Origin of the sequence: Riemerella anatipestifer (genome assembly GCF_035666175.1) — a bacterium.
In the GTDB taxonomy this organism is placed as follows: Bacteria; Bacteroidota; Bacteroidia; order Flavobacteriales; family Weeksellaceae; genus Riemerella; species Riemerella anatipestifer_D.
In genome coordinates this window covers 1,719,833-1,743,236 of the sequence record NZ_CP142016.1, presented here as the reverse complement: position 1 = coordinate 1,743,236, position 23,404 = coordinate 1,719,833, and the positions used below count along the sequence as shown (strand labels likewise).

Sequence of the window (23,404 nt, the reverse complement as noted above, 5' to 3'; positions counted from 1 at the left end):
ATGCACAACGGGTTAAGAATAATATTCTTTATGAAATCCACTCGTCATCGAAGAACCTAATAAAAGAATGTCAAATCCGCTACTATCCTTTCTTATAAGTTTTTGTTCTCCACAAGTTTCAATCATTTCATACTGTTTAATAAAATAATATCTCCAATCATTTTTGTCAGAAAAGTCTATTATAATTTTCTCTAAATCTTCATTTAAAGTTGAAGGATTAATTTTATCGAAAAGTACTTTTAAAATCTTACGCTGTTCGCTATCGTCACGCAAAAGTCTTTTCCAACTAATGTCACGCAAATCACGTCCTTTACTGATTAAAAAACTACGATTTCTCCCTTTACTAAGTAAATAATCACCCGTAGCTAATAACGCTCTCTCAAAAAGAAATTTGTCAAAATGTTTTAATCCATCATTATTAAATATTGCTTTTGCTTTTTCTGAATATTTGGTAAAGTTTTCTAAGGAATATTGATTATTCTCATCTTTACACCAATCTAATAAAAATCCAATTTGTCCATTAAAATAGGAGTGGTTTTCAATATTAATAATTGCATTTTTCCAATCATTATTTTCTGAAATTAATCTTGCTTTTGTTTTTTCTTCTTCAATTATAAATTTTGGGAATCCTTTTTCTTCTGGATTTACATAATCTCTAAAATATTCTATAATATTGTTTTTATGTAGTATTAATTTTGAAAAGAATACTAATGAGTCTGCAAATGTATTTGCATTATCATAATATAATCTGTGTGCTTCAACAAGATTTCGAACAATTCTCAACCAATTTTGTAGATTTGCTATGTCTATTTCACTATCACTAGTTAAATATTGATAGAAACTAAATAATTTTAATAGTTCAGCGTATCCTAAATTATTTTTAATAGCACCATTAAAAATTTCATTTTCGTTTATATAAGTTGCGTCTGTTAAAAATGTTTTTAGTCCTTTTTTGTCAGATATTTTATTTAATACAGATTTCAGCATTTTAAAATATTCAGTGTCAAAACAATCTAACTCCAAATATTTATTAAATGAAACTTTTTGATTCCCTCTCAATAAATCAAGATTTTTTCTAAACTTTTCTTCTTTACTATTTGCTTTAATTGTGTAATTTATTACGGCAAGTGTTCTGAAAAAATTTAAAAGTTGTTCATCAAAAACATTTTCATCATTGCGGTAATTCCAAAATAAATCTATCCAATGAGAATCAACCTTGTGAGAGAATGTTTCCATTGGGTTTTCATTGTTTTCCCAATTATTTTGTTTTATATATTGCTCGAATTTTGCCTTGAAATTTTCAAAATCTGTCAGGGGTTTACCTCTCGCATTCATTTTAATATATAAATCATCGGAAAGTCCGAAATTTTGCATTTCAATATAATGAAAGCTGATGTTATTTAATTTTTCCCAAACATTTGTTTTTTCTTTAAAAACTTCTTGAATTGCATCTAACATAGTTAACATTGATTTTATGGTTGGATCTCTTTTCCATGAGAGAAAGAACCAAGGGCTATCTATTATAAGGTCAGATATTTTTTGTTCCTTATTATAAACAATACCTTTATCAATTAAATCATTGCAAAATTCTTTTGAACTCGTTCGTGTTTCATAATTGAATTTTGTTAAAAGTTTTTTTAACTCTGCTGATAATTTATTTTCTTTGATTGCAATAAACCAATATAAAAGGAATAGGGTTGTTAATCGCTGTTGACCATCAAGAGGTTGTAAAATATTATTTTTTACACTACCATAAACAAAATCTAATTCTATTTTTTTTCGTTTACAATTTCTAATAGTGCTTTCAAAAAGTTAGTCCGTATCTCTTCTTTTCCTTCTCTACCTTGAGCATAATCTCGTTGAATTATTGGATTTTCTATATAATGTTTACTGATCAACTCATGAAAGGTTAGTTTTTCTGATGTTTGAATGTTATTCATGTTCTTCAAATTCTGTTTTAGGCAAATACTGATCAATTACTTTTTGTATCTCATTGATATAAGATATTCTATCACTTTCATTCCATATTTCTATATCTTTAACATTTTCAGAATAATATTTCATAAAGATATTCTTGGTGCAGATTGGAATAAAAGTCCCTTCAATTTCTCTTTCAATTATTTTTTTTCTTTTTTTTTGAAAGAATCATTTTTGTAAGAGCGATTTGTTCCCCGATCTAATAAACAAAGGTTTTTTATACTGTTATCTTCTTCCCCTAAAACGTAATCAACAATATCACTAAAATCTTCTTCATTTATGGGGTCATTATTCTCAATAATTTGTTTTATCTGATTATTTATTTTTTCATCTTTGTGATTATTTGTTTTAATAAAATTGTTTTTTAACCAATCAACTTGGCTTTCTTTTTTTACTTTAACTTCTGTGGCAATCGCGTGAATGTGTTCAACATTCCATAATTCTTTTTTATATCTTTCAAAAGGGAAGCGAGTGGTCTCTTCTTCATTATTGAGCATTGTTTGAATGTTATGAAGTAATAAAATCTCCCTTACATATTTTCCATTGTATTCTAATTCTTCCAGATTTACAAGTTTAAAATTTGCTTCTATCTCTTGTTTTATCCAATTTGCAAATTCTGTTTTAGTTTTTTCTCTTTTTTCTTTAAGAATACTTCTGATATTTGTGCCTATTGAAATTAAATATCCAATTTTGTGATATAATTCTCTATTATAGTACCACTCTTCAAGAGTTTGAAAATATTTTTTTATTTCTTGCCAATTAACATTTATCTCATTTTCTGTCTTGTTTTTAAATTTTTCACTAAAAAAATAGAAAGTTGAATATTTGTCATCACCAAAATTGTCAGACATTAAATTGAAAATATACTCAATTCTCGTTGCAACATTATTTTCACTTTTGTTTATGAAATACCAAAAAGAATCATCTTGTAAAGCGTACTCAATTCTATCCCATTCTGATGCGATTTCTAATTGTTTCAAACGAAGTTTTTCTGTATCTGTATTTGTGAAATTAGAACTATTTAAGAATAGTGCTTTTATTAATTCAGCATTTGTTAAAGGAATTTTACCACTATTTATTCTAGTGAAAATATCAATTGAATCTTCAGCTTTAGAGGTTTCATACCAAATAACTTTCGTATGAAAATTAAATTTTGATTCAAATGTATTTATATCAAATTGCTCTCCTTGGTCTTTAAACCAATCACATATTGTTTTATATGCAGAAAAGATAAAATAGTAATCGATGTTAGTTTCATCTATTGTTTGTCCATCCAATTCTTTTTTCAAAAATTCTGATGAGTTTTCTCTTGTTTCATATATTAGATTAAATAGTTTTTTTTTGTCTAGTTTCAACATAACCTTGATTTAAATAGTGTAAAACTAATAATACTGTTGTAAGTCGTTGCTGACCATCAATGACATCCCATTCATTTGCTTCTTTTTGCTTTACTACAATAGGCTGTAAGCAATACCAAGTTTTTTCATCAGAATTTTTAATTTCTTTTGGCGTAAATTCATTAATGTCATTTAGTAGATCTGTTACTTGTTGTTCTGTCCAGCGATAGCCTCTTTGATATGACGGAATATAAAAATTGAACTTTAATAAATCAGCAATTGGTTTTATTGATATGCTATTATTTCCCATTATTTTGATAAAAATTATGAATGGTAAATTATTTAATAAGACTATTGATAAGTAAATAAATAAGAACCACCATTAGTATTATTAGAGGGTAACTTACTTGCCATGTTTTTAAGAAATTAGAAGTTTTAGTTGGTTTTACTAAATGACCTTTTTCGATTGCTTCATTAATTTCATTCAATTTTCTTTTTTCGGCATCTTCGTATTCGCCATCAGCATTAGCAATTAACTCTATAAACTCGTTGTGCATTTTAAATAATACTGATTTTTAGATGATTTAATTTTCTTTGGAAGATAAATTTATTGATATATTGAATAACCGTTGCGGCGGTTATTTTACTGATTATCCTTGTTTTAAAGCCTTCAAAAGTTTTAGCATAGTTTCTTTTAATCATAAATTGGTCGCAAAGTTGAGAGAAAAATGTCTCAATTCGTTTTCGCTTTTTCTTGTACAATGAAAATTGAGGAATATAATCTTTCTCATTACTTCTCATTGGTGTATCTAATTTAATATTAGCATAGTTAAATAAATCTATTTGAACTTTTGCTGATAAATAGCCTCTATCTCCAATTAAAGTACAGTTTCGCATTTGCTCACCACTATCTTTTAAATAGTGGATGTCGTGAACGGATGCAGGGCTTATATCAAAATTCTTAATCACACCATTTAAAGAACATACTGCGTGTAGTTTATAGCCATAGAAATATAATTTCTGTGAAGCACAATAACCATATGTTGGTGAAGAATAGGATTGCTCTTTACAAATTTTTGAACGAGTAGAACGAGCGTTTTCACAAACTTTCATTGGCATGCTATCAACGATAAAAATATCTTCAAACTCATTGAACTCCATCGAAATACGCTGTCTAATTTGCTCTGTTTGTAGGGATAGTCTTCGTTTTCGCTTATTGTAAACACTTCTTTCAATTTTGTTTATCAGAGAGTTTGGCAATTTTCTAAATAACTGTAATTCGCTATCAATACTCAAGTATTCAGCAGTAATATTAAGACTTATGACTTCTAAATCGCTCATTTTAGGTGTTCTTCTCTGATAACTAATCAGTTGATTTTCTGAAAAAAGTCCTAAAACTTCCAAAATTCTTTCATATATTTGCTCTATGTTGTTCATTTATATCGTTTTATAGCAAAAACAATATACTTATTTTCAGTCTAATAAACAACTCTTGTTTTTTTCATTTCATAATGCACAACGGGTAGTTTTATTATTTAAGATGATAAAAGACTTAATGCAGTGCCAATCTATATAGTGAAAATATTGATTTTAGCAAAGCAGGATAATCTTGTATTTTATGGTGCTAAAATACTAAATAATGTAGAAAATTGATAGGGATTAAGTTAGAAATACTGTTTTTTTTAACTTAAAATGAATATGGCTGACTTATATACTTGATATATGTTTAAAAAGAGTATAGCCACCCTTTTAGTCACCCACAAAAACAAAAAAGACTGAAAATCAATATGATAATCAGTCTTTTCGTACCCCAGGCGGGACTTGAACCCGCACGCCAAAAGAGGCACAGGATTTTAAGTCCTGCGTGTCTACCAGTTCCACCACCAGGGCATATAGACAGAGCGAAAAACGGGGTTCGAACCCGCGACCTCAACCTTGGCAAGGTTGCGCTCTACCAGCTGAGCTATTTTCGCAAACAGTGCGGATGAAGGGACTCGAACCCCCACGCCTCTCGGCACTAGATCCTAAGTCTAGCGTGGCTACCAATTACACCACATCCGCAGATGTTTAAAAAACTATGTAAAAACTTTTACTCTACTCAAGAAGAGATAACTCCTCTTTTGTGGTTGCAAATATAGAAACTTTTTTCAATTCTATCCAAGTTTTTTTGTTAATTTTTACAACATTATTTTTACCGATTTGATAATCAACACAAATAAGCAATAAAAAGAAAACCCAAAACCCAAATTTTATAAAATATTTATTTTTTATTCTTATCTTTACGGTCTATTAAAAATACATTTTAAGACAATGGAGTTACAAGGTACAATTAAAAAAATAGGAGAAATACAAACATTTCCAAGTGGGTTTCAGAAAAGAGAATTAGTTTTACTAACCCAAGAACAATACCCACAACCTATCAATATAGAATTTTTACAAGAAAAAGTTCATGCTTTAGAACCTTTTTCCGAAGGTGATGCTGTGAAAATAGGCATCAACATTAGAGGTAGAGAGTGGACAAGCCCTCAAGGTGAAGTAAAGTACTTTAACTCTATCGTTGGCTGGAGAATAGAAAAAACCGAAGGTTCTGGCTACCAAAACGAACCCACACAAGCTATGAACGCTTCACAAACAACCTCATCATCTAACGAAAATCCTTTTGAGGACGAAGATGACGATTTACCATTTTAATTAAAATAATACTATCTAATACAATCCCACCATTTTAAATAGGTGGGATTATTATTTAAACCCTTACTCCTTATGATTCTTTTACCTAAAGAAACTATCGTTTTTCCTAATCCCTATTATCAAAAAGAAGACATTGTAGCTATTGGTGGTGACCTTTCTCCTAAAAGAGTACTATTAGCTTATCAAAATGGCATTTTCCCATGGTTTAATGAAGGAGAAGAAATCCTTTGGTGGTCTCCGCTAGAAAGGTTTGTATTATTTCCTAGACAGATAAAAATATCTAAATCTATGAGGAAAATTATGAAAAGTAATTGTTTTGAGTTTAAAGAAAATCACAACTTTGAAGCCGTTATTAAAAATTGTGCTCACATAAAACGCTCCGAACAAGATGGGACTTGGATTACTGAGCAAATGATAGAAACCTATCTTAGATTACACCAACTAGGCATTGCAAAAAGTATAGAAGTTTATCAGAATAACATTCTCGTCGGTGGATTTTATGGTATCATGACTCATAATATATTCTGTGGAGAAAGTATGTTCAGCAAGGCAAGCAACGCCTCTAAAGCCGGGCTTATCTATTTTGCTGAGAAATATTGCAACCAAATAAGATTGATAGACTGTCAGGTTTATTCCCAACATTTAGAAAGCCTTGGAGCAACACTTATAAGAAAGGAAATTTTCCTTGATATTTTAGACCCTCAAATAAAAAACAAAAAGCTGTGTGAACTAAATAGTTACACACAGCAATCCTAATAAATCTAATAAAAAGTAAAAATGAAAGACTGCAAATTTACTATTTTAAATAATACAAAACAATAGTTTTACTATTTTTTGAAAATAAATTTTATTTAACACTTAAATAACTCAAGAACAGCCACAATCTTTGTCGCAATGGGTTCGTTTGCTTTTGAATTTGGTAGGAGAAACACTTTTTTTTACCACTTTAAAAAGAGAATAACTCGCCATTAAAAAAACAAGTAAAATAATAATATATTGTAACCAAAGTGCATTCATAGTTTAGTTTACTTGAATATTTGATACACTATTAAAGATGCTACATATGCCAATCCTGACATTCCTACGATTTGAATCAAAGTCCATTTCCAGCTTTTAGTTTCTCTATAAACCACTGCTATAGTAGAGATGCACTGCATCGCAAAAGCGTAGAATAATAATATGGAAAGCCCTGTAGCAAAGCTAAATACTTTCTCCCCATTAGCTTTTGTGTCTTGTTGCATTTTCTGGACGATAGTACCTTCTTCCACATCTTCATCTAAACTATACAGAGTGGACATTGTACCCACAAATACTTCTCTTGCTGCAAAACTAGTGATAATTCCTACTCCCATCTTCCAATCATATCCTAGTGGACTAATTGCGGGTTCTATGGTTTTGCCCATTTTAGAAAGATAAGAGTTCTCTAAAGCTACATCGGTACTTATCCATTCATCTGCCGATTGCTTCGGTCCAAAGTAACTTAAAACCCACAATATGATACTCACCGAAAAGATAACCTTACCTGCTCCTGTAATAAAATCCCAAACTTTCCCTAAAACCAACTTTAAATCATACCCAAAAAGAGGCACTTTATAAGTAGGCAAATCCATAACAAGGAAAGACTTTTCTTTTGTCTTAATAATTTTTTTCAATACTAAAGATGCCAAAAGAGCCGTAACAAAGCCTAAAAGATACATACCCATCAGAACCATCGCTCTATAACTCACACCTAGAAAATATTTATCTGGAATAACTAAGGTAATAATAATGCTATACACTGGCAGCCTTGCAGCACAAGTCATAAACGGTGTTACTAAAATAGTAATGAGGCGTTCCTTAATATTTTCAATATTTCTGGTGGACATAATTGCGGGTATCGCACAGGCCGTCCCAGACACTAAAGGCACAATACTTTTACCGTTCAGCCCAAAAGGTCTCAATAGCCTATCCATAAGAAAAACCACTCTTGCCATATAGCCAGAATCTTCCAATAAATAGAGAAAATAGAGAAGAATACCTATCTGTGGTGCAAAAATAATAATGCCACCAAGCCCTGGTATTATACCACTAGATACTAAACTATTGATTGGTCCTTCGGGTAACACCTCCGCCGATTTTTCTGCCAACCATGCAAAAGCTTCATCTATCCACGTCATTGGATAATCCGCAAGAAAAAATACACTTTGGAAGATAATCATCAATAAAACCCCAAAAATAAGATACCCGAAAACCTTATGCACGAGCAATTTATCTAGCTTTTCGGTAAAACTCTCTGTTGTTTGAGGAGTTCTAGATATCACCTCAGCTACAATAGGCTCTATTGTTTGATATCTCCTTATAGTCTCTTTAACCTGTAATCTTTTAGGAATAACACATTTAGTATCTTTGCTATCAAGCTTTTGTTTAATACTTTTAACTTCTCCAAGATATTCCTCAGACGCTAGCAAAGTCCATACTTTGTAATAATTATTTTCTTGAATTTGAAGTGATAGTTTATGTATTAAACCTGACTGCTCACTAGGAATTTTAAACGCATTTTCTTTTAAAACACTAAATAAATTTTGATAAACAGCTTCTTTAATATTATCTATACCTTCATTTTCTTTAGCGTTAGTAGCTAAAACTTTAACTCCTAATTTTTCTTCAAGCAAATTGATGTTTATTTTAACACCTCTTTTCTCTGCTTGATCTATCTGATTAACCACCAATACAACAGGAATACCCAAATCTTGTATCTGCTGAAATAATAGCAATCCTCTTTTAATACTAATTGCCTCTAAAATATAAATAATCCCAGAGTAATCTTCTCTATTACTAAGGAGAAACTGACTAAAAACCGCTTCGTCTTCTGATGAAGGATAAATACTGTAAGCCCCAGGCAAGTCTGTAACCTGTACTGTTTCATTATTAAAAATATAAGTTCCCGAATGGCTAGACACCGTAACCCCAGCATAATTACCTGTTTTTTGCTGAAGATTACAAAGTTTATTAAATATAGTGGACTTCCCTACATTAGGATTTCCTACTAAAAGTACTTTTTTGGTGGTCTTATCTTCCTTCATCATTGGGTATTTTAGTTTTGACAAGCCCTAAAACTTTACATTGGTTCCACTAGAATATAAGCCGCTTCTTCTTCTCTAAGAGCGATACGATTTTTTTCCTCTCCAAATTCAATGTATAAAGGCCCATTAAAAGGAGCTTGATAAAGCACTTTAAATACAGTATCGGGTAGCAAGCCCATTTCCATAATTTTTGTAGGCATTTCTAATTGGCTATCATCATAGCCCAAAACCCTACCATAAGTATGCTTGGGAAAGATATTTAATTTATCTTCTGCTGTGGATTTCAATAGATTTCAGTTTTAGACTGCAAATATAGTTATTTAAACCAAATCTAAACAATAATTTGTACTAAAACCAAAATGATAATCATCAGTAAAGCAATTTACAGCCCAAACACTATCCCAACATTAGGCACAAAAGCATTACTAAAGTAGCTTTTATCTTTGTTATAAAGCACATTATACATACCTCCTATTTGCATATAAGCATTACTCCCCAAGCGTTGCATATAACCTCCTCCTAGATACAAAGCAGGTTCGTTTGTTGAATATTTTTCGTTGCTTATCTTATTTTTAAGATTGATGAAGTGATGCTGATATAGACCTTGCACAAAAAATTTCCTATCAAAATAATAATTAGCAAAAGGACCTACACCAATCATGGTATTAGAAAAACTAGAAGCATTAGTCCATGTAAGATTACTCGCCATACCTACTTCAAAATTAGGAGACACCATATACCCCACTCTAGGAGAAACAAATAATGAGGTAGCTCTACCTCCACCACTCAAAGCACCACCAAGCCCAGCATATCCGCCAAAAGTCCATTTGTTACCCAAATCTATTCTTTTAGCAGTCTGAATTTGAGAAAAACCAAATACTGAAACTACACCTAACCCTAGAGCTAATAAATACTTCATAATATTTAAGAAAACCCGTTGTGCATTATGAAATGAAAAAAACAAGAGTTGTTTATTAGACTGAAAATCAGTATATTGTTTTTGCTATAAAACGATATAAATGAACAACTTAGAGCAAATATATGAAAGAATTTTGGAAGTTTTAGGACTTTTTTCAGAAAATCAACTGATTAGTTATCAGAGAAGAACACCTAAAATGAGCGATTTAGAAGTCATAAGTCTTAATATTACTGCTGAATACTTGAGTATTGATAGCGAATTACAGTTATTTAGAAAATTGCCAAACTCTCTGATAAACAAAATTGAAAGAAGTGTTTACAATAAGCGAAAACGAAGACTATCCCTACAAACAGAGCAAATTAGACAGCGTATTTCGATGGAGTTCAATGAGTTTGAAGATATTTTTATCGTTGATAGCATGCCAATGAAAGTTTGTGAAAATGCTCGTTCTACTCGTTCAAAAATTTGTAAAGAGCAATCCTATTCTTTACCAACATATGGTTATTGTGCTTCACAGAAATTATATTTCTATGGCTATAAACTACACGCAGTATGTTCTTTAAATGGTGTGATTAAGAATTTTGATATAAGCCCTGCATCCGTTCACGACATCCACTATTTAAAAGATATTGGTGAGCAAATGCGAAACTGTACTTTAATTGGAGATAGAGGCTATTTATCAGCAAAAGTTCAAATAGATTTATTTAACTATGCTAATATTAAATTAGATACACCAATGAGAAGTAATCAGAAAGATTATATTCCTCAATTTTCATTGTACAAGAAAAAGCGAAAACGAATTGAGACATTTTTCTCTCAACTTTGCGACCAATTTATGATTAAAAGAAACTATGCTAAAACTTTTGAAGGCTTTAAAACAAGGATAATCAGTAAAATAACCGCCGCAACGGTTATTCAATATATCAATAAATTTATCTTCCAAAGAAAATTAAATCATCTAAAAATCAGTATTATTTAAAATGCACAACGAGTTTAAGAAATTTAATTTGTATCTCAACATTACAAATTTCGTGCTGGCATTTTCGTTTTACTAAAAACAAGGTTAAAAATTGTAACTTTGCGGCATTATTTCGGATTTATATGAGAAATAATTATAATTTTTAAATCACTAAAATGAAAGTAGTTGTAGGTTTATCAGGCGGTGTAGATAGCAGTGTAGCAGCATACCTTTTGCAGCAACAAGGGCACGAAGTCATCGGCTTATTTATGAGAAATTGGAACGATGCTTCGGTAACGCTAGAAGATGAATGCCCTTGGGTTGAAGATAGTAATGACGCTCTATTGGTTGCCCAAAAACTAGGCATTTCTTTTCAAGTAATAGATATGAGTGAACTCTACAAAGAGCGTATTGTAGATTATATGTTTGAAGAATACGAGAAAGGAAGAACTCCTAACCCTGATGTTTTATGCAACAGAGAAGTTAAATTTGATGTATTTATGAAAACCGCTCTTTCTTTAGGAGCAGACAAGGTAGCTACTGGGCATTACGCAAGATTAGGCACTACGGAAGATGAGAATGGAGCTACCACCTACCATCTTTTAGCAGGGAAAGACCATAACAAAGACCAAAGCTATTTCCTGTGCCAGCTCAATCAGGAGCAACTTTCTAAAGCACTATTCCCCATTGGAGAACTTACTAAGCCTGAAGTAAGAGAAATAGCTAAAGAAATAGGGCTGGTAACTGCCAACAAAAAAGACTCCCAAGGGTTATGCTTTATAGGAAAGGTAAGCCTACCTCAATTTTTACAACAACAGCTAAAACCTAAGGAAGGCGAAATAATAGAAATTTTTAAAGATTTTGAAACCTATCATCAACCTCTTCCTCACTTTAACGATAAGTACGAAGAGCTAAAGCATCTTTCCAAAAAAATCACTTACCAAAAATCCGATGGTAAGAGTATTGGTAAACACCAAGGAGCTCAATTTTTCACCATTGGGCAAAGTAAAGGTCTAGGCATTGGTGGACATAAGGAGAGTTGTTTTATTATTTCTAGAGATGTTAAAGAAAACCTCATCTTTGTAGGAGAAGGCAAAAATTTTCCAGGTTTATTCCAAAAGGTAATCAAGATAGAGCCTAACGATATTCATTGGGTAAGAGAAGATTTAGAACTGAAAAACAACGAAACTATGGAAGTGACGGCAAGGATACGCTATCGCCAACCATTGGAAAAAGCCACCTTACACAAATACGAAGACGGGCTATACATAGAATTTGAAAACCCTCAATCTGCCGTAGCAGAAGGGCAATTTGCCGCATGGTATTTAGAAGATGAATTAGTGGGGAGCGGCGTGATTTCTTAATCAAAGAATTAGATTTATGTTAGAAAAAAAGGAACATTTATATGAAAAAGCCGTTTTAGTAGGCTTAATTACCAAAGACCAAGACGAAGATAAACTTACCGAATATCTAGATGAACTAGAATTTTTAGCCTATACCGCAGGAGCTACGGTAGAAAAACGCTTCACCCAAAAACTCTCTCAACCAGATTCTAGAACCTTTGTAGGCAAAGGAAAGATGGAGGAAATAAGAGATTTTGTAAAGGAAAACGAAGTAGGAACAGTTATTTTTGATGATGAACTTTCCCCTTCACAGCTCAAAAACCTCGAAAGGGAAATGGAAGTAAAAATCCTAGACCGTACGAATTTGATTTTGGATATCTTCGCACAAAGAGCTCAAACCTCTTATGCTAGAACACAGGTAGAACTTGCACAATACGAATATCTACTCCCTAGACTTACTCGTATGTGGACACACTTAGAGCGTCAGCGAGGTGGTATCGGAATGCGTGGACCTGGGGAAACCGAAATTGAAACCGACCGAAGAATCATTAGAGATAGAATTTCTTTACTAAAAGAAAAACTAAAGACCATTGATAAACAAATGGCAACCCAAAGAAATAACCGAGGGAAAATGGTGCGCGTGGCTTTAGTAGGCTATACCAATGTGGGCAAATCTACTCTAATGAATGCCATATCCAAATCGGAAGTATTTGCAGAAAACAAACTCTTTGCAACACTAGACACCACAGTAAGAAAAGTGGTGATTGGCAACTTACCTTTCCTTTTGACAGATACCGTTGGTTTTATCCGAAAACTTCCTACTCAATTGGTAGAAAGTTTCAAATCCACACTTGATGAAGTGAGAGAAGCTGACCTGTTAGTTCATGTTGTGGATATTTCGCACGAGAGTTTTGAAGACCATATAGACTCTGTAAATCAGATTTTACAGGAGATAGATACTCATAGGAAACCTGCTATTATGATTTTTAATAAAATAGATGACTTCTCCTATGAGAAAAAGGACGAAGATGATTTAACACCTTCTACCAAGAAAAACATATCGCTAGACGAATGGAAAAAAACTTGGATGGCTAAATCTAAATTCCCGACTGTTTTTATTTCGGCATTAACGAAGGAAAACTTCCCAGAGATGAAAAAACTTATCTATGACGAAGTTCATCGTATACATATTTCTAGGTTCCCTTATAATGATTTCCTTTTTCAGTACTACGATAATGATGCAGAAATAGAAGAATAAACTAAAAAACTCGTTTTGATGATTTTCAAAACGAGTTTTTTTATTAAAAGTATGTTTTAACTATGTGATTCTGGAATTTTGATATGAGCCCAATTTTCTCCACTTCTAATCCGCCAAACTTGCATAGTTGAAATATCAAACTGCTTTGCAATTTGCTTAACTGGACGATTTCTTTTCAGTTGAGTTTTGATATGTATAACTTGAGTAGAAGTCAGCTTCATTCCCTTTGTACGATTGCTTCCTCTATATTTTCGCCACTTTCTTTCTGCTATTACTTTAGGACTATTATTTTGATGAGCTTGATTTTCTTCAGCTGTCATCCATTTAAGATTGCCTACCGTATTGTTAGTTTTATCAAAATCTAAATGCCCTACAACTGTTTCCTCTGATTTTGGCTTCGGCAGAAAATAGGTCGCTACTAAGCGATGTATTAAAAAATGATGGTTAATGGTTCGTTTCTTTAGATTTCTTGCTAGCTTTTGGCTTAGCTGTTTTTTCTTTTTTTCTAACAATAGCGTTGCAGCTTCAAAACTTGCTATATCATTATATTTCTTTATATACTCCCTTCTTTTCTTGTACAAATTGGAAATTTCGGCTTTAAGTTCATCAAACTTTTGCTGCTCTTTTTCTGTTCTTGGTCTATATAATTTAAGCCTAATTATTTTGTATCCTCCAGTGGTAGAACCATTTAAAATTCTACCTTGCGAAACTTTATTAAAGCTTCTCACTCGCCCTAAGTTAGAAACTTCAAATCTATAATCGTTAGTAAATTCAAAATCAAACTTAATAGGCTTCCAAACTTCTTTACCAAACTCGTTATTGTTCATATTTTTCAACTATCTGTATAACGGAAAACTCCTTATGAATAGTGTACCGTAAATATCTTCTAGAATTAAAAAAAGGGCTACAAAGTTACAAATTTTAATTCTCACCCAGTCCTTTATTTAATCACTTGTTTAAAATCTAGTTACTAATCCCCAATGTATTTTAACATCTTTAAACCTAAAAGGACTACCAAAAGCCGTACCATTAGAGATTTGGAAACTCATAATACCGAGAGGCAATCTAAAATTAAACCCTGTACCTACGCTATAAAAATAGTTATAAATACTACTGCTAGAAGCCCTTACTTGAGCCAGTTGTCCGAAAACATCAAAAAAAGCTTGCTGCCCTACCAAATAACGATACTCTGCACCGCCATATAAATAGGCATTTGTAAGCAAACTTTCTTCGTTGAAACCTCTTAACGAGTTCCAACCACCTATCCTATACAATTCATTTATAGACAATACTTCTCTAGTTTGCAATCGAGCAGAATTGAGATGCAAATTGAGGTAATGTTTCCCCTTGAGGTTAATGTTTCGTTCCGCAAAAATCCTATAGCGCCACTGCGAAGCCTTACTATCTGTATATTGAGTATTCAGTATATCCGCTTCAGCATTTATTTTCATAAGGTATGGCATTAGTTCATTGTCGCTATTTTCAGTGTAGTCATACCAAAGCCCCACACCTTTTCGGCTAAACTCTCTTGCTAAGCTATAAGTTTCGGAAAGTACCGAAGACAATTCAAAACTCCCTCTAACACCAATTTTATGTCTAAATCTCCACTGGTAATACAAACTCGGCTGAATTTTAACATGAGCAAAAGTAGAATCTTGCCTAAAAACAGACATCTTAAACTGAGTACCTATATCGGAATTAAACAAATAAGGTATCTCTACACCTACATCAAAGGTTTGCCCACTATTAGGCGTCCTTTGCCAAAAAAGATTTAGGGTTTCAAAGCTATTAAATATGTTTTTTAGGTTAAAGTTAAGTGTCCCATTAAATGTTAGTTTTTCGGACTGATTGTTACCAAATCCTAAAACACCATCAAAACTATTGTTTTTCTTTTTTTGTAAAAATAAAAACACTTGGGTGGAATCTGGCGTAAATAGTGTCTGAGGTGGTCTTTCTAACAAAACAAAACTATGATTTTGCAGACGTTTATGTATAGCCATCAGTTGGGTAGAGTGGTGCAGTTTTTCTTTAAACTCCTTCTCTAAATCATAGATAAATCGTTTTGGCACTTTATCGTAGCCTTTTATTTTGAAAGCATCTATTACTCTTTTTTTATCTTTAATTATAGAAATACTAGCTATTGGTTTACCCGTAGCATCTAACCCTAAAAAGGTAGATTTAACCCGATTAAATGCAAAACCTTTCTCTAAATATGCTTTATTGATAGTATTTTTTAGAGAATCTAGATTCGTGGTAACAAATGTACCTTTCAAGCCCAATTCACTCGCTATGGAATCTGATAATTTTACTAAAACTTGCTGATAATTTTGACCTTTATCAAAATAAATATCAACTCTATCACCAGTTTTTTCTGCTTTAAGTAGCTTTGTGAAGTAATACTTATTTTCTACCAATGAATCTAAAAACTTAACTGCAGAAAGTGAATCTTTTTTTATAACTGTTTTCTTAGTGGCAGTATCGTGTAAAAAATATTTTTTATCTTGCGCAAGGCCTATGGTATACCACAGTAGGCATAGGAAATAAAAAAAAGTTTTTAGACTCTGCATTTTTGTATTTTATATCTGCAAATATAGGTGTAAATGAGAAATACAAATAACCATGCTTTTACAGAAATGTTTATATATTTGCTAAATGAATTATATAGACGCACTAAACAAACGCTACTCTGTAAAAAAATTTGATACTGAAAAAAAAGTTACAGAGGATACCCTAAGTCGTATATTAGAAGCAGGTAGATTATCTGCAAGTTCTCTAGGGCTGCAACCTTATAGAGTTTTAGTTATTTCTTCCCCTTCAAAAAAGGAAGATTTAGCTTCAGCTTTTTATAACCCTTCACAGACTTCTACTTGTTCGCATTTATTAGTCATTATTTCTAAAAAGGAGTTAGAGAAAAATTATGTAGATAGTTACTTTAACCTAATTTCCAAAGAGCGTCAAGCCCCATTAGAAGCATTACAGCCTTTCAGAAATAGTGTAGAAGGCTACATCAATAGGCACAACAGCGAAACTCTACCTTATTGGAATGAAAAACAAGCTTATATATTACTAAGCAACTTTATATTTTCTGCCGCTTTAGAAGGAGTAGATACTTGCCCTATGGAGGGATTCGACGCCCATAAAGTAGCAGAAATTTTAGACATAGATTCTTCTAAGGAAATCCCTACGGTATGTTTAGCATTAGGTTATAGAGCTCACGATGATTTATTTCAACATGGTAAAAAAGTAAGAAAACCTTCTGATGATTTGTTTCAATTCATTAAATAACATTCTATTATTCCTTCAGAATAGCTCTCGTAAGTTTTGTATATCTAAAAAATAAAATCATTTAATACCGGTACTAATATGTATCGGTATTTTTGCTTTCATTATAATTCTCAGAACAGAAACATTCTTTTGTCCGTTAACTATTTAGCAAAAAAGTGGCATTAAAATTATCCTACACACAATATTAAACACAAAGAACATTCAGTATAAAAAATTAAAAAACAGATAGTTAAATACAATAAAAACTCTCTTATTCAATTAAATTAAAAAAAACAACACAAAGTTAAAATTAGTTAAAAAATAATTAACGATATTTGCCGCCGAAAAACTTATTTTTAGATATAATAAATCTTATGAAAATTAATGCTTTAAGAAAGACGGCGTTTACAGCCGTAGTAACACTCTCTACTGCAAGCGTTTATTTCGCACAGTCGGTAAAAGATTCAGCAAGGTCTAAAGATATTGAGACCGTAGTTCTTACAGGGGTAGCAGATATCGCCAAAGACAGAAAAACACCTGTAGCTGTTTCCACTATTAAAGAGTCTAAAATCGTAGAAAAAATGGGTAACCAAGAGTTCCCTGAAATTCTTAACTCCACACCATCTGTTTATGCAACAAAGAGTGGTGGCGGTTTTGGAGACTCTAGAATAAACATTAGAGGTTTTGCACAAGAAAACATTGCTGTAATGATTAACGGTATGCCTGTTAACGATATGGAAAACGGCAAAGTATACTGGTCTAACTGGGCTGGGCTTTCTGATGTTACATCTGCAATGCAAGTTCAGAGAGGTCTTGGTGCTTCCAAATTAGCTATTGCTTCTGTGGGAGGAACCATTAACATTGTTTCAAGATCTGCAGATAAAAAACAACAAGGGATAGTAACTGTAGGTGTAGGTAATAACGGATATCACAAATCATTATTCTCATACAATACAGGTAAAAATGAAAAAGGTTGGTCTTCTTCATTCTTAATGAGTAGAACAGCGGGAGCTATGTACGCTGACGGGACAGATTTTGAAGGATATAACTATTACTTTGCATTAGGATTCCAACCTAATAAGACCCACGATTTCCAGTTTACAATCACGGGTGCTCCACAATGGCACGAACAAAGAAGAAACCAAGTTACCATAGCTGACTACATAAAGTATAGTACAGATGGAAAACCTAACAGACGCTACAACGCAGATTGGGGTTATCTTAATGGAGAAAAATATGCTTGGTGGGTAAACTACTACCACAAGCCGGTAGCCATGTTTAACTGGAATTGGAAGATTAATTCTAACAATGATCTAGCAACCGTAATCTACGGCTCTTGGGGAAGAGGCGGTGGTGGAACTAGCCCTCTTATTGCAAGAAATTTGGAGGGATATAGAATGACTAACGGTCAATTAAATATAGACCAAATGGTAGCAGATAACTCTGCCAACCCTAACGCTCCTAAAATTCTTAGAAGATCTGGTATCAATCAACACGACTGGTATGGATTCTTAACTAATTTCACTCATAAATTTAATTCTAATTTAAAAATGAGTGTTGGTTTAGATGGTAGATATTATAAGGGAATGCACTATCAAGTATTGAACGATTTGCTAGGTGCTACTTCTTATACAGACACAGCCAACAAAAGCCTAGCTAACTCTACTAGACGACTTACAACAACCTATACAGATAGAGCACCTTGGAATCCTTTTGCCAAAATAAACCATGAGGCTATTTCTTATAACAATGATGGTGAAGTTCTTTGGGGAGGAGTGTTTGGTCAAGTAGAATATACTAACGACAAGCTATCAGCATTCTTCCAAGGGTCTGTATCTAACCAATCATTCCAAAGAATAGACCTTTTTTTACTACCAGGTACATTGGCCGTAGCTACAAATCCTAAATCCGCAATGAAAACCAAAACAGGATTTAACAATCTTATCGGATTTAATATAAAGACAGGTGCTAACTATAACATCAACGAAAATCATAATGTGTTTGCTAATGTTGGATACTATGAGCGTCAGCCATTTTTTGATGCAGTATATCCTAACAACAGAAACTACCTAAACCCTAACCTTACGAATGAAAAAATCTTCGGAACAGAGATAGGATATAGTTTTAGATCTAGTAATTTTAATGCTAACTTAAACCTTTACAGAACACATTGGGGAGATAGAGTAATCTCTAATAGAAATGAGTTTAGTTTGTATGATTATAGTGCAACGCCAGATGCTCAAGGAAACTACCCTATATTAAAAGATGCTAATGGTAAGGCTCAAACCATATTAGGGATCGCCAATATCTTTGGGGTAACTCAAGTTCACCATGGTATAGAGGTAGATATGGAGTATAAACTTTCTAAATTATTATCATTAACAGGTATGTTCTCTGCAGGAAACTGGCAATATAAAGGAAATGTTTCTGCAAGCTATTTTGATGACAGCAATGCTCCTATTTTAGGTGCTAACAACAAGGCTGTAGACCAAATTACACTTTATCTAGATGGTGTAAAAGTAGGTAACTCAGCTCAGATAACATCAAATTTAGGACTAGCTATTAGACCTGTAGATGGATTATCATTCAACGCAGACTGGAGATATATAGATAATTTATATGCTGATATCAATCCCAGTAGCTTTACCTCTGCAAATCACAAGGGGTCTCTTAAATTACCAAGCTACAACTTGATGGATTTAGGGCTTTCCTATAAATTAAAGCTGAATAATAGAAATGCTTTTACTTTTACAGGAAATATTTACAATGTACTTGACACCACTTACATTGCTGAAGCTAGAACTAACAACCATACCAAAACTCTAGCTGATTTCAATGATAATACTGCTACTGGCGCTACAGCCCAACAGCAGTATGATGCTTATTTGAAGAACAACACTTACAAAGGTTTAGACACTTCTAACCAGGTCTTCTTTGGTTTCGGAAGAACATGGTCTGCTTCTGTGAGCTTCACATTCTAAGAAAGTAATCATTTAAAATTTTAAAAAGCCGATACATAATTGTATTGGCTTTTTTAATTTACTACAAAATGAATATAATAAACATTATCTTTAGTAGATTAACACACACCATTATTTAACAACTCAATAGCTTCATAAGCCACACAAAAATCAACAATCATTTTTAATCAACTTAAACTAAAAATTAACATAAAGTTAAAATTAGTTAAAGTATAATTAACGATATTTGCCACCGAAAAACTTACTTTAAAATACATTTCGTCATGGTAAAAAACATAGGGTCAATGAAAAAGACCGTTTTAATCGCTGCTATAGCATTTTGTGGTTATGGAACGATGCAAGCTCAGGTAACTACAGGAAGTATGACTGGAGTTGTAACTACTGTTTCAGGGCAAAAATCTACCAGTGCTAGCATTAAAGCTACACACCTCCCTTCGGGAACCGTCTATTCTGCTAAATCAAGCAACTCAGGAAGTTTCAACCTTCCTAACATGCGAGTGGGAGGACCTTACAAGGTTGAAATACAATATTCTGGACAAACGCCAATGGTTTACGAGGATGTTTACATTGAACTTGACAGACCTTATGTTTTAAATGCTACTTTAGGGGAAAAAACTAAAACTATCCAAGAAGTGGTTCTTTCTGGTGGCAAGGGAAGAAGTGGTAATAAAGCCGGTGCGGGTGTTAATGTAGGGTTAAAGCAAATCCAAGAATTACCGCAATCTTCTCGTAGTATCACAGAATTTACTAGATTAACTCCACAATCTAATGGAACTTCTTTTGCTGGTAGAGACTCTAGATATAACAATCTACAAATAGATGGTGCTAACTTTAATAATGGTTTTGGTCTTAGTGGCAACCCTTTACCTGGTGGCAATGCACAACCTATTTCACTAGATGCTATTCAAGAAATTACGGTTAACATTGCTCCTTTTGATGTTACACAGTCAGGATTTACTGGGGCAGGTATAAACGCTGTTACAAAATCAGGGACAAACAAATTCCAAGGGTCTTTATACGGATATTATAACGCAAAAGAGCTTAACGGATGGAGAATAAATGGAGAAAATATAGATAGATTATCTGGCGCTAAAATGACAAATGGTCTTACCATAGGAGGTCCTATAGTAAAGAACAAGTTATTCTTCTTCGTTAGTGCGGAAAGGGAAGTTTCTACAGGAGCAAATGCATCGGGAGCAAATTTATGGAAAGCATCTCAAGATGGTATAGCAGACGCAGTTTCCAACATTTCTAGAGTTAAAGAGAGTGATCTTATTGCCGTTAGAAATCACTTAATTAACAGATGGGGATACGACCCAGGCAGGTACCAAGGCTACGCGAATGAAGCTATGCAAACTGGAGACAAGCTTTTGATTAGATTAGACTGGAACATTAGTGATAAGCATAAATTTGCCATTAGATATAATATTTTAGATGGGAACTCTATGCAGATAGCTAATGCTACATCAGGACCTAGACCTAGATCGGCTTGGGGGCGTGTAAGCGATAGAGCAATGACTTTTGAAAATGGTAATTATGGATTCAACAATAAAGTTCAGTCTTTAACTGCAGAACTTAACTCTACATTTAGCTCTAAATTATCAAACAAATTTTTGTTCACTTACTCTAATATTCAAGATAAAAGAACAACACCTTCTAAATCTTTGTTCCCATTCGTGGATATTTGGGATGGCTCACCTACTGGAGGTAACTACATCAGCTTTGGAACTGAGCTGTTCTCATACTTAAACGATGTTGTAAATAACAACTATTCATTCATAAACAACCTTACTTATACATCAGGAAAGCACTCTGTTACAGGAGGGGTTGCTTTTGAACTTCAAAAATTCGGAAACTCATATACCAGAATGGGTACAGGGTATTATAGATATGCTTCTGTAGAAGATTTCTTAAAAACAGGAACTTCAGCGGAAGTAGCTCCTATTATGTTCGGGCTCACTTATCCTTATCAAGGGCAAGACACCTATTCTAGAATTAATTTTGGACTTGCTTCAGCTTACATTCAAGATAAAATAACACTTAACGACAGATTCAACTTCACTGTAGGCTTAAGAGCAGAGCTCCCTCTTTACCTTAATAAGTTAACACCAAATGAAGCTATTAACAGCCTCGCTCTTTTAGATGTTAATGGAAATGAGAGAACTTATAATTCTGGTAGATGGCCAAAATCAAGAGTGATGCTTTCTCCTCGTTTTGGATTTAATTATGATGTTAACGGAGACCGTTCTTTGGTTATCCGAGGTGGTACAGGTATCTTTACAGGACGAGTTCCTTTCGTTTGGTTTACCAATATGCCAACCAATGCTGGTGTTCTCCAAAATACAGTGGAACCAGGTTCTTACGCAGATGTTGCAAACTGGATAGGGAATGTAAGATTCCAGCCTGGAGATATTTACTATCACCTAAAAAATGTACCTAGAGGTGCTGAAAATGTATTTATTCAAACTCCAAAAGATGGTGTACCAAATACATTCTCTCTAGTTGATGAGAACTTCAAGATGCCATCTGTATGGAGATCTAGTTTAGGAGTAGACTATAAAATTCCTAATACTTACTTAACACTATCTTCTGATATCCTTTACACTAGAGACGTAAATGCGGTATTCCAGTTTGGAGCTAATAGAAAAGAATCTGATGTTAAAATGACCTACGCTGGAGTAGACAGAGTGTTTTATCCTAACAAAGCATCTTACCAATACAATAGTGCCATTGGAGGGAATGATGCTACGGTATTAACAAATACAAGAACTAAAGGTTACGCACTCTCAGCTACTATTGGTGCTACTTTAAGACCTTGGAACGGGCTATCCGGTTCCGTATTCTATACTTATTCAGATGCTAAAGAAGTATCTTCTAACTCAGGCTCTAGTGCATCTTCCGCTTGGGGAGGCTCTCCCGTGGTAGATACACCTAACCAGCAATTCTTAAGCACATCTGCATTTGCTATTCCTCATAGAGTGGTTGCGAATCTTAGCTATACTATAAAAGGAACTACTTTAGGTGTTTATTATACAGGTGGTCATCAAGGTAGATTCTCTTACTACTACGCTAATGATGTGAATGGAGATGGTATGTCTAATGATTTACTCTATATCCCAAAGAATACTGCAGATTTAAAATTTACTGATATTACTAGAGGTGGTTCTGTTGTATTTACTGCGGATCAGCAAAGAGAAGCATTTGATAAATTTATAGCAAATAATGGTCTTGAAAAATACAGAGGTCAAATATTACCTCGTAACGAATTCCTTTTACCTTGGTTAAATCGTTTTGATATAAGACTTACTCAAAACTTATTTACAAATATGGTAAGAAGAGGAGATAAAATTCAAATTACTTGTGATATAATCAACTTTGGAAATATGCTTAACTCTAATTGGGGGATTCAAGATTATAACATAAGTTCTTATGGTGCTGCTATTTTAAGAGTTGCCGATAGAACTCTAACGCCTAATCCTAACTTCCAAATGGAAAGAGAGGGTAGCGAATTGGTTTCTTCTCCATACAGACCAATGAGTAGCAGATTTACTACATGGAGTGCTGTATTAGGATTTAAATATACTTTCTAACCCGTTGTGCATTATGAAATGAAA

At 33.1% G+C, this 23,404-nt stretch carries 19 protein-coding genes and 3 tRNA genes; 8 read left to right on the top strand and 14 right to left on the bottom strand.

The features are described 5' to 3' along the window. Positions 1-12: 12 nt before the first annotated feature. The 9 genes from VIX88_RS08515 to VIX88_RS08475 form a co-directional block, all read right to left on the bottom strand. Positions 13-1,734 (bottom strand): GmrSD restriction endonuclease domain-containing protein, encoded by a 1,722-nt coding sequence (locus VIX88_RS08515; RefSeq protein WP_237190452.1) that lies wholly within the window; start codon positions 1,732-1,734, stop codon positions 13-15. Positions 1,735-1,769: 35 nt separating this feature from the next. Continuing rightward, positions 1,770-1,940, bottom strand: coding sequence for a hypothetical protein (locus tag VIX88_RS08510; protein WP_153929380.1), 171 nt, complete (start codon positions 1,938-1,940; stop codon positions 1,770-1,772). 177 nt (positions 1,941-2,117) lie between these two features. Beyond that, positions 2,118-3,335: a GmrSD restriction endonuclease domain-containing protein gene (locus VIX88_RS08505; RefSeq protein ID WP_081276949.1), complete on the bottom strand. Its 1,218-nt coding sequence runs from the start codon at positions 3,333-3,335 to the stop codon at positions 2,118-2,120. Beyond that, positions 3,304-3,624: a DUF262 domain-containing protein gene (locus tag VIX88_RS08500; RefSeq protein WP_081276948.1), complete on the bottom strand. Its 321-nt coding sequence runs from the start codon at positions 3,622-3,624 to the stop codon at positions 3,304-3,306. Before VIX88_RS08500 ends, VIX88_RS08505 begins: the two co-directional genes overlap by 32 nt. 28 nt (positions 3,625-3,652) lie before the next feature. Further along, complete coding sequence (locus tag VIX88_RS08495) at positions 3,653-3,871, bottom strand: hypothetical protein (RefSeq protein ID WP_064971301.1); 219 nt, start codon at positions 3,869-3,871, stop codon at positions 3,653-3,655. 1 nt (position 3,872) lies between these two features. Further along, on the bottom strand, positions 3,873-4,751 hold the full coding sequence (locus tag VIX88_RS08490) for an IS982-like element ISRa1 family transposase (protein ID WP_222535069.1): 879 nt from the start codon (positions 4,749-4,751) through the stop codon (positions 3,873-3,875). A 369-nt stretch (positions 4,752-5,120) separates the two neighbouring features. After that, positions 5,121-5,204: transfer RNA gene (locus tag VIX88_RS08485), tRNA-Leu, on the bottom strand. 10 nt (positions 5,205-5,214) lie between these two features. Then, positions 5,215-5,287 (bottom strand) — tRNA-Gly (locus VIX88_RS08480). 6 nt (positions 5,288-5,293) lie between these two features. Then, positions 5,294-5,375: transfer RNA gene (locus tag VIX88_RS08475), tRNA-Leu, on the bottom strand. A 249-nt stretch (positions 5,376-5,624) separates the two neighbouring features. Here VIX88_RS08475 and VIX88_RS08470 point away from each other — a divergent pair. Both VIX88_RS08470 and aat read left to right on the top strand, forming a co-directional pair. Next, positions 5,625-6,005 carry a DUF3127 domain-containing protein gene (locus tag VIX88_RS08470; protein WP_064971265.1) on the top strand — a complete coding sequence of 127 codons (381 nt, stop codon included), beginning with the start codon at positions 5,625-5,627 and terminating at the stop codon, positions 6,003-6,005. A 72-nt stretch (positions 6,006-6,077) separates the two neighbouring features. Then, complete coding sequence (aat, locus tag VIX88_RS08465; RefSeq protein WP_004916267.1) at positions 6,078-6,761, top strand: leucyl/phenylalanyl-tRNA--protein transferase; 684 nt, start codon at positions 6,078-6,080, stop codon at positions 6,759-6,761. A gap of 269 nt (positions 6,762-7,030) precedes the next feature. Here aat and feoB read toward each other — a convergent pair whose 3' ends face one another. The 3 genes from feoB to VIX88_RS08450 all read right to left on the bottom strand — a co-directional run bounded on the left by feoB (position 7,031) and on the right by VIX88_RS08450 (position 9,986). Further along, positions 7,031-9,070 carry a ferrous iron transport protein B gene (gene feoB / locus VIX88_RS08460; RefSeq protein ID WP_064971266.1) on the bottom strand — a complete coding sequence of 680 codons (2,040 nt, stop codon included), beginning with the start codon at positions 9,068-9,070 and terminating at the stop codon, positions 7,031-7,033. A gap of 32 nt (positions 9,071-9,102) precedes the next feature. Then, positions 9,103-9,354 carry a FeoA family protein gene (locus VIX88_RS08455; protein ID WP_004916263.1) on the bottom strand — a complete coding sequence of 84 codons (252 nt, stop codon included), beginning with the start codon at positions 9,352-9,354 and terminating at the stop codon, positions 9,103-9,105. A 95-nt stretch (positions 9,355-9,449) separates the two neighbouring features. Continuing rightward, the gene (locus VIX88_RS08450; protein WP_004916262.1) at positions 9,450-9,986 is read right to left on the bottom strand and encodes a hypothetical protein; all 537 of its coding nucleotides are present in this window, start codon (positions 9,984-9,986) and stop codon (positions 9,450-9,452) included. Between the two features lie 100 nt (positions 9,987-10,086). On the opposite strand from VIX88_RS08450, the gene VIX88_RS08445 reads away from it, so the two are divergent. The 3 genes from VIX88_RS08445 (at position 10,087) to hflX (ending at position 13,545) form a co-directional block, all read left to right on the top strand. Further along, positions 10,087-10,965, top strand: coding sequence for an IS982-like element ISRa1 family transposase (locus VIX88_RS08445; protein ID WP_267274608.1), 879 nt, complete (start codon positions 10,087-10,089; stop codon positions 10,963-10,965). Positions 10,966-11,120: 155 nt separating this feature from the next. Next, positions 11,121-12,308 (top strand): tRNA 2-thiouridine(34) synthase MnmA, encoded by a 1,188-nt coding sequence (gene mnmA, locus VIX88_RS08440; protein WP_214193753.1) that lies wholly within the window; start codon positions 11,121-11,123, stop codon positions 12,306-12,308. Positions 12,309-12,324: 16 nt separating this feature from the next. Further along, positions 12,325-13,545, top strand: coding sequence for a GTPase HflX (gene hflX, locus VIX88_RS08435; RefSeq protein ID WP_064970949.1), 1,221 nt, complete (start codon positions 12,325-12,327; stop codon positions 13,543-13,545). A gap of 56 nt (positions 13,546-13,601) precedes the next feature. Here hflX and VIX88_RS08430 read toward each other — a convergent pair whose 3' ends face one another. Together VIX88_RS08430 and VIX88_RS08425 are read right to left on the bottom strand one after the other, a co-directional pair. Beyond that, complete coding sequence (locus tag VIX88_RS08430) at positions 13,602-14,372, bottom strand: NUMOD4 domain-containing protein (RefSeq protein ID WP_310503729.1); 771 nt, start codon at positions 14,370-14,372, stop codon at positions 13,602-13,604. Between the two features lie 129 nt (positions 14,373-14,501). Further along, positions 14,502-15,959, bottom strand: a complete 1,458-nt coding sequence (locus VIX88_RS08425; protein WP_237190259.1) for a hypothetical protein — start codon at positions 15,957-15,959, stop codon at positions 14,502-14,504. A 238-nt stretch (positions 15,960-16,197) separates the two neighbouring features. Here VIX88_RS08425 and VIX88_RS08420 point away from each other — a divergent pair, with 238 nt between their 5' ends. The 3 genes from VIX88_RS08420 to VIX88_RS08410 all read left to right on the top strand — a co-directional run bounded on the left by VIX88_RS08420 (position 16,198) and on the right by VIX88_RS08410 (position 23,380). Further along, positions 16,198-16,830 carry an NAD(P)H-dependent oxidoreductase gene (locus VIX88_RS08420; RefSeq protein WP_214193751.1) on the top strand — a complete coding sequence of 211 codons (633 nt, stop codon included), beginning with the start codon at positions 16,198-16,200 and terminating at the stop codon, positions 16,828-16,830. Positions 16,831-17,183: 353 nt separating this feature from the next. Then, positions 17,184-19,790, top strand: a complete 2,607-nt coding sequence (locus VIX88_RS08415; RefSeq protein WP_214193749.1) for a TonB-dependent receptor — start codon at positions 17,184-17,186, stop codon at positions 19,788-19,790. 284 nt (positions 19,791-20,074) lie between these two features. After that, positions 20,075-23,380, top strand: coding sequence for a TonB-dependent receptor (locus VIX88_RS08410; protein ID WP_237190258.1), 3,306 nt, complete (start codon positions 20,075-20,077; stop codon positions 23,378-23,380). Positions 23,381-23,404 lie beyond the last annotated feature (24 nt).